The following is a 6,730-nucleotide window of genomic DNA, read 5'->3' on the forward strand; positions in this document are numbered from 1 at the left end:
CAGGGGTGGCCGGGCTGCGAGGGCGCGGGGTCGGCCGAAGGGCGGCCCTGCGTACCTGAGCGGCCCTGTCGGCCTGTAGGCCGCGTTCCGTGGGGCGAGGGGGCAGAGCCCCCTCGGACGCCCCGCCAAACAGGACAATGCCGGCCGTCAGGCCGCTGCCGTGTGGATGCGTGAAGGACCGTGACCCGGATGGGCGGAGACCGCTGGCGGGCTCCGGGAGCGCTTGCGCGACTAGGGCCTGGTCGGCGTCAGCCGGCACGCGCATTGCTGCACGCCTTCAACTACGTGCATACCTGTGGTCAGCGCTCGGCCCTTGCTTCTGCGTACCGCGCGAGGTACACTGCCTCATGGCTCGGACCTCGCGATCGGTGCCCGCTCCAGCGCCAGCCGGCGAGCCGACCCACACGACTCCGCTCAAGCGTGTGCCGGCGATCTTCTATCGGACAGAGGCGGGCAATGAGCCCGTGCGAGGATGGCTGAAAGGTCTCGACCGGGATGATCGTCGTCGCATCGGCGAAAGTATCAAGCTCGTCGAGTTCGGTTGGCCGATCGGGATGCCGACCTGTCGGCCGATGAGGGAGGGGTTACACGAAGTCAGGACGGATCTGCCCAGCAACAGGATCGCACGCGTGCTCTTCTACATCGACAAGCGGCAACGGATGGTGCTGCTCCATGCCTTCATCAAGAAATCGCGGACGACGCCGATGGAGGACCTGGAGCTCGCGAAGGCGAACAAACGTAAGCACGAGAGAGGTGTGCCATGACGAGCACTGCTTATGACCACAGCGGCTCAAGCTTCGACAGCTTTCTCGACGAGGAGGGCCTTCTTGAGGAGGTTGGGGCCTCCGCGATCAAGCAGGTGATCGCTTGGCAGCTCGCCGAGACGATGAAGTCTCAAGGGGTGAGCAAGAAGGTGATGGCAGAGCGGATGGGCACGAGTCGATCGCAGCTCGACCGGTTGCTCGACCCGCAGAACCCCAACGTTCATCTCACCACCATCGCTCGAGCCGCCAGGGTCGTCGGCAAGAAACTGCGGATCGAGATGGTCGATGCGGCCTGAGCACGCATAACCTCATACGCACATACGTGTATACATGTAAGTGAGGCCGCGCCTCAATGCTCGGACGCCGACGCCTTCCGTCAAATCAGGATCCGCTCGATTTCGTCGAGGTTCACCTCGTCCCGGCGCCGGTCGTAGAGCTGGGTCGTGCGGGTGTCGGCATGGTTGGCCATGTCGCGCGCCTTCTCCAAGGTGCCGCCATTCTTGAGATAGGTCGTGATCCCGGTGCCCCGCATGGTGTGGTTGCCGATCCTGGTGGCGATGCCTGCGGCGGCCGCGCGCCGCCCCACCATGCGGTAGGCATCGTCCTGGCTCATGGCCCGGCGGGTGAGCGCGCCGCCGCCGCTGGCGGTGCCGGTCGCGCGGCCGCTGCCGCGGCGGATGGTCGGGAACAGCGGCGCCTTCGGCTCATGGCGCAGGCCGCTCGCATCGAGATAGGCGTCCAGAAACGCCTCGAGCGTGTGGTGGCAGGGCATGACATGCGCCTTGCCGCCCTTCTCATGCAGCCGCAGCCATAGGCGCCGGTTCTGCACGAACACGTCCTCGACCCGCATGGCGGTCGCCGCGCCGATGCGGGCGAAGGAATAGACCATGAGGCCGATCAGCGCCCGGTCGCGCAGGCCGGCGATCGTGCCGGCGTCGATCGCGTCGAGAAGCAGGCGGGCCTCCTCGGCCGCGAGCACCGGCGTCTTGCCGAAGCGCTGCGAGTATTTCGGGCCGCGCACGGAGTGGGCCGGGTTCACGGGCACGACCTGGCCCATGACCAGCCAGTCGAACAGGGCGCGGATCGCGGCGAGATGGCGCTTGGCAGTCGGCGCGGCCCGCGCTCGGCCGAGCTGCTCGATGTAGCCGGCGACGTGGAACGGCGTGATCTCGGCAAGCGAGCGGGCGCCGGCGGCCGCGCACCAGGCCAGGAACGTGCTCACGTCGCGGCCGTAGGCGCGCCGCGTGTTCGGGTTGCGAATGTGGGCGGTGAAGAACTCGAGGAAGCGCCAGCGGGCGTGCTCGCCGCTCGCGGCCACTAGGGCCGGGATGAAGCCAGCGGAGGGAGCGCCAATCGGGATGAGCTGGTTCATGGTCGCTGCCTGAATTGGTCACGGGCGAGGTCTGACGTGTGGCGAACGTGCATGATAAAGGACGTTATCATGGATAAAATTGATGCGGAAACAGCGTGCTAAGCTCGATGAGGGCTGGACGGGGAGCGGGCGTCCTACTGGGCTCTCGCAGTCCGTTGATCGGAGTCGATACGAAATTGATGGTACGGCGCTGCGCGCCTTCGCCGAGGAGGTCTATGCCCTCGAGGGTCTGGGCGCCCGACCGGATGATGCTGGCCCCGCCAGATCTCAACGGCCCAGAACGTACTTTCGCAAGCTAAGCTCGTTGCATCTAGAACCAAGACCTGAGACCGACGAGATATCGCACGCTGTCCGGACCTTGGCCGCTAGCGCGCGCATAACTGGCGGTGGTCCCGACGCTTCGTTCGTACTCGACCCCGACATAAGGGGCGAATTCAGGTATGAACTCGTAACGAAGACGGAGCCCAAGCTCGATCGTGGATAATCCGGAGCCGATGCCGAGTTCCCGTATATTCTGAGCGGAAAAGTTGGCCTCGACACGGGGTTGAAGGATCAGCCTCTGGGTTATGAGCAGATCGTAGTCGGCGTTGACGCGCGCGGTCAGCTCACCTTTGTTCGACAGGAAGAGCGCTGCCTCCGTATTGTACGAGTAAGGCACGAGGCCCTGCAGCCCGAGAACGGCATGGGTTCGCTGGGGGTTTGGTCTGAAATCGTGGCGGACGCCCGCTTGGAGATCGAACCAGGGCGTGATGGCCCGGCTCCAGAGCGCCTGAACCTCAGCTCGCCCCAGCTTCCCGCCGTAAGCGCCATTGCCTTCGGACTTGATCCAGAGCTTGTCGATGTCGCCGCCATACCAGCCCTGCAGGTCCCATCGATACCCGTCGCGACCTCTCTGAAACTGGGTTTCGAGACGATCGACGAGAACCCTGTATGCTTTCAGGTCCCCCTGTTCGGCCCGGAGATCCTCGCGGGCCGCCGCCATGACAGACGGGGCGTAGAACAGATCGGCAGCGTGCGCAGGCCCGGAAAGGGCGGCTGGCGGCGACGGGGCGTTGGGCATCTCCCGCTGGGCGCCCCCCATCCCTGCCATCCCCCCGGTGTCTCCCATGTCGTGCCCGGCATGCGGGTCGGCGGAGGAAGGCCCCGCCCCCATGCCACCCTTGCCGCGAGGCGGTCGCGCGGCCGTTGAGACCGTTTTCGCAGGGGCCTCCATTCCCGGCATCGGCATGGAAGGGTCCATCTGCTGGGCGAGGGTGAGGACAGGGAACGTTGCCGCCGTGGTCAGCAAGACGATTCGGAGCGCGGTCATGCGGGTTCTCGATCGAGAGGGCGGACGGTGACGACGTTGAACATCCCCGCATGCATGTGGAGCAGAAGGTGGCAGTGGAAGGCCCAGTCCCCGGGATTGTCGGCGGTGATGTCGAAGGTGACCTTGCTTCCCGGCAACACGTTGATGGTGTGCTTCAACGGATGGTGTCCGGGGTGCCCGTTGACCAGTTCCATGAAGTGCCCGTGGATGTGCATCGGGTGCTGCATCATGCTGTTGTTGACCATGGTCACTCGCACCCGCTCGTTGCGGGCGAAGCGGATGGGCTCGACGCCGTCGCTGAACTTGCGTCCGTCCAAAGACCACATGAAGCGGTTCATGTTGCCGGTCAGATTGATCTCCAGCGTCCGCGTCGGGCGGCGCCTGTCGCGGTTGGGTTTCAGGGAGACAAGATCCCGATAGGTCAGGACCTTGTGGCCCACGTCCTTGAGCCCCAGGCCCGGGTGACCGGTGCGGTCCTGCGGATCCGGCGCGATCATGTCCATGCCGGGTCCGACCTCCACGTTCGGGGGCACGTTGGCGGGGTCGCGCATGTTCATGTCCATGCCGCCGCCCATTCCGGTCATGGCGCCGCCACCCCCTTTGGGCCCGCTGCCGCTCATGCCAGCCATGGAACCAGCCCCCATGCCGCCGGAGCTCATTCCCGCCATCGAGCCGCCGCCGCCCCTCATGGCTCCGCCGCTCGTGGCGCTCATCGAGCCGCGAGCCCGCATGGCTGCCTGGTTCATTCCGGACATCGAGCCGCCGCCCCCTGTCGCCCCGTGCCCCATGCCGGCCATGGAGCCGCCGCCCGCTGACCCGTGGTTCATCCCGGACGTTCCACCCGAACCCATGCCGCCCATGTCCGGCATGCCCATGTCGTCCATTCCGAGGATTGGGCGCGGCCGGAGCGGCGGCACCGCCGCCGACATGCCCATGCGCGGGGCCAGCGTCGCCCGGCCCATGCCGGACCGGTCGACCGCCTCCGACACGACAGTGTAGGCGCGGTCCTCCTTCGGCTGCACGATCACATCGTACGTTTCCGCGACCGAAATCTGGAATTCGTCGACCGCGACCGGGCGCACGTTCTCGCCGTCGGCGCTGACCACGGTCATCTTTAGGCCCGGGATCCGAACCTGGAAGACCGTCATGGCCGACGCATTGATGACGCGCAGCCGGACCCGCTCGCCGGGACGAAACAACCCAGTCCAATTTTCAGCAGGCCCATGCCCGTTGACGAGGTAGGTGTAGATGGCCCCCGTCACATCCGAGATATCGGTCGGGTCCATCCTCATCTTGGTCCACTTGACCCGTTCTTCGATCGACATGTTTTGAGCGGGATCGCCGCTGAAGAGGCCAGCGACGGTCAGGTTGTTCCGATTGAAATGGCCCTGCTCCTGCTTCAGCTGGACGATGATCTGTTCGGGAGCCATGAAGCTCCAGTCCGACAGCACGAGCACGTGTTCGCGGTCATAGGCGACGGGATCGGGGGTGGCTGGGTCGATGATGATCGGCCCGTAATGGCCCACCTGCTCCTGCAGCCCCGAATGGCTGTGATACCAGAAGGTGCCGGATTGCCGGATCGGGAGTTCGTAGACGAATGTCTCACGGGGGCGGATGCCGGGAAAGCTCACGCCTGGGACGCCATCCATTTGGAAGGGGATGAGGAAGCCATGCCAGTGGATCGAGGTGTCTTCCTCGAGGGTGTTCGTGACCGCGATGCGACAGGTCTCGCCCTCCCGCAGGCGCAGCAGTGGGGCCGGGATCGTTCCATTAATGGAGATGGCTCGGCCGGTCCGCCCTCCGGTGGTGAATGACGTGTGCCCAATCTCGAGAGCGATGTCCCGACCCGAGAGGGTCGGCAAGGTCGGGAGGACGCCGCGGCTTCCGCTGCGCGCCCAGGCCGGAAGCATGGAGCTCAGCCCGGCCAAGCCTCCAAAGGCGGCGCCATGCGCGAGGACGGCTCGACGGTTCAGCATGACCTTCCCTTCAGAATTTCCGAGCAGCTCGGACCATGAGACGATGAGCAGGCAAGTTCTATCCCAGGGAGGGCTCAATAAGGAGGGTAGAATGGATGCACAATCGGGTAGGCCACTGATACTCGGCGTCCGTTGCGGGGAAGGCACACCTCGTTGGCGCGGCCTGGCTTGAGCGGCTCGAAGCAATCCCGCTCGCCACGCTGACGGCCGAGAACACGGGTCCGAGCAGGCTCAACGCCGCAGCAGGCGATGACGCTGGGTTGGTTTGCGGTAGGCCGCAGCCTGCATGACCTGCCACCTTGGCGTGCTACGCGAGTCCGGCGGTACCCTGCCGCAGCCCGCAACGGGCGGCAGCAGGGCGTTAGCCCGCCCCTCGGGTGGGACGGGCCATGCAGCAGGCCCTACATCGGGTAATCGCTGGGGCCTGTCGCAAACCCGCAGCGTTTACCCCGCGTTGACCATGCAGCCCGCATGGTGCCTCCAGTCCCGGAGGCCACCCCATGATCCTGTCCGCCATCGCCGCGAAGCTGAAGCAGCGTGCCAAGGCTGACTTCAAGGGCCGGCACTATGAGGCTGCCCTGATCGTCCAGGCCGTCTCCTGGTACCTGCGCTACCCGCTGAGCTACCGCGACATCGAGGAGCTGTTCCTGGAACGCGGCATGGATGTGGACCACTCCACCCTGAACCGCTGGGTCTTGGCCTACGCGCCGCTGATCGAAAAGCGGTTGCGGCAGTTCCGCAAACCGCACTGCGGCTCGGTACGCATCGACGAAACGTACATCAAGGTGCGGGGGGAGTGGCGCTATCTCTACCGGGCCATCGACAAGCACGGCAATCCAGTCGATTTCCTGCTCACCGCCAATCGGGATCTCGATGCCGCCAAGCGCTTCTTCCGCAAGATGCTGCAGGATCAGCCGTTGCTCGCCCCGGATCGCATCGGCACGGATGGCGCCGGCACCTATCCACCCGCCATCTTGGCTGCGAGGAACGACGGCCTTCTACCCCGCGCGCCGCTCCACTATGTGACCAAGCACCTGCAGCAGGGCATTGAGAGCGACCACTTTCGGGTCAAGAAGAACATGCCCCGGATCGGCGGCTTCCAGTCCTTCCGCACTGCCCGGCGCACGATCCAGGGGTTCGAGGCCATGCTGTGGCTGCGCAAGGGCTTCGGCTTTGCCGGCGCATGGACCATCCGCGAGCAGAACCGACTGCTCGGGGTCTGCTTCGGCCTTCAGGCGGTTAACAGAGCCTAAAAACGAGACAGATCTAGCCTCTGCTGCGGCCTACGGCACGGCTTGCGACAGGCCCC

At 65.5% G+C, this 6,730-nt stretch carries 6 protein-coding genes; 3 read left to right on the forward strand and 3 right to left on the reverse strand.

Annotation, left to right across the window (positions count from 1 at the left end; translation table 11 throughout):
- The first annotated feature begins 347 nt into the window (after positions 1–347).
- Both VP06_RS16510 and VP06_RS16515 read left to right on the forward strand, forming a co-directional pair.
- Positions 348–764: a type II toxin-antitoxin system RelE/ParE family toxin gene (locus VP06_RS16510; protein WP_082167437.1), complete on the forward strand. Its 417-nt coding sequence runs from the start codon at positions 348–350 to the stop codon at positions 762–764.
- On the forward strand, positions 761–1,060 hold the full coding sequence (locus VP06_RS16515) for a helix-turn-helix domain-containing protein (protein ID WP_048464877.1): 300 nt from the start codon (positions 761–763) through the stop codon (positions 1,058–1,060). Before VP06_RS16510 ends, VP06_RS16515 begins: the two co-directional genes overlap by 4 nt.
- 80 nt (positions 1,061–1,140) lie before the next feature.
- Here the strand turns inward: VP06_RS16515 and VP06_RS16520 are convergent, their stop codons facing one another.
- The 3 genes from VP06_RS16520 to VP06_RS16530 form a co-directional block, all read right to left on the reverse strand.
- Positions 1,141–2,136 carry a tyrosine-type recombinase/integrase gene (locus VP06_RS16520; protein WP_048464878.1) on the reverse strand — a complete coding sequence of 332 codons (996 nt, stop codon included), beginning with the start codon at positions 2,134–2,136 and terminating at the stop codon, positions 1,141–1,143.
- 310 nt (positions 2,137–2,446) lie between these two features.
- Positions 2,447–3,445, reverse strand: a complete 999-nt coding sequence (locus VP06_RS16525) for a copper resistance protein B (protein WP_048464879.1) — start codon at positions 3,443–3,445, stop codon at positions 2,447–2,449.
- Complete coding sequence (locus VP06_RS16530; RefSeq protein WP_048464880.1) at positions 3,442–5,421, reverse strand: copper resistance system multicopper oxidase; 1,980 nt, start codon at positions 5,419–5,421, stop codon at positions 3,442–3,444. The genes VP06_RS16525 and VP06_RS16530 overlap by 4 nt, the downstream gene beginning before the upstream one ends.
- A 500-nt stretch (positions 5,422–5,921) precedes the next feature.
- Between VP06_RS16530 and VP06_RS16535 the strand changes: the two genes are divergently transcribed.
- Entirely contained in the window at positions 5,922–6,674 is a 753-nt protein-coding gene (locus VP06_RS16535) for an IS6-like element ISMpo1 family transposase (protein WP_048464881.1), read from the forward strand.
- Positions 6,675–6,730: the final 56 nt, after the last annotated feature.

Origin of the sequence: Methylobacterium aquaticum (genome assembly GCF_001043915.1) — a bacterium.
In the GTDB taxonomy this organism is placed as follows: domain Bacteria; phylum Pseudomonadota; class Alphaproteobacteria; order Rhizobiales; family Beijerinckiaceae; genus Methylobacterium; species Methylobacterium aquaticum.